The following is a 1,054-nucleotide window of genomic DNA, read 5'->3' on the forward strand; positions in this document are numbered from 1 at the left end:
GGCCGCCGATGCCGCCGATGCCGACGATGGGCAGCGCCGTCAGCGCGCGCACCGCCGCGACGCCCTCAGGCCCGATGGCGGCACCGGCATCGGCCTTGGTGCCGGTGGCGCGCACCGGGCCGACGCCGAGATAGTCGACGCCCGACAGATCGGACGCGCCGAATTCCGCCGGCGTCCCCACCGAGAGGCCGACGATGGCATCCGGGCCGAGGATGGCGCGCGCGGCCTGGGGCGACAGGTCGTCCTGGCCGAGATGCACCCCGTCCGCGTCGGCGGCATGGGCGACGTCCACGCGGTCGTTGACGATCAGCGGGATGCCGCGCGGCTGGAGCAGCGCCTTGAGCGCGCGCGCCTGTTCGACAAGATCGCGACCGTGGGCATCCGGGTCGCGCAGCTGCACGAGGGTCACGCCCCCGGCCACGGCCGCCTCGACCGTCGCCGCAAGGCCGCGCGTCGCCACCTGGCGCGGATCGGTGACGAGATAGAGCGTGAGGTCGAAGGGATGGGGCATGGTCTGTCCTTCAAGGGTCTCGCAGGGGCCTCGCAGGGGTGTCGATCTTGGCCCGCGTCCCACTTCATATTCGCAAGCCCGGCGAAACGGGCACCGCGGATGCCCCGGACACGCCGGGGCATGACGGCGATGTCGATAGCCTCACGCCGCCTTGGCCGCGCCGCCGTCCGCGACACCTTCCGGGACGGGACCGCCGGTGGCCCAGTCCAGCAATTCCACCGTGTGGACCACCGGAATGGTCGTGCCCGAGCCGATCTGCGTCATGCAGCCGATATTGCCGGCGGCGATGATGTCGGGCTTCAGCGCCTCGATATGGCCCACCTTGCGCACCTTCAGCTCGGCGGCGATGTCGCTCTGGAGCATGTTGTAGGTGCCCGCCGAGCCGCAGCAGATGTGGCTCTCGAACGGCTCCGCCACCTCGAAGCGACGCGCCGGAGCAGCGCGGTGGGCGGCCCCTTCACCTTCTGGCCGTGCTGGAGCGAACAGGCGGCATGATAGGCGATCCGGCGCCCCAGCGGCGCCGGCGCGGCCGGCAGGTCGAGG

The 1,054-nt window shown here is 72.1% G+C and carries 2 protein-coding genes; both read right to left on the reverse strand.

The features are described from left to right. Positions 1-511 (reverse strand): thiamine phosphate synthase (thiE, locus tag AC2W7M_RS26150; protein ID WP_486136080.1); only part of this gene is annotated, 511 nt, incomplete at its 3' end. 141 nt (positions 512-652) lie between these two features. Next, positions 653-1,054, reverse strand: a 402-nt coding sequence (locus AC2W7M_RS26155) for a heterodisulfide reductase-related iron-sulfur binding cluster (RefSeq protein WP_486136082.1), incomplete at its 5' end; no start/stop codon positions are given.

Source organism: Xanthobacter sp. BG11Y11_SDJG (assembly GCF_057364445.1).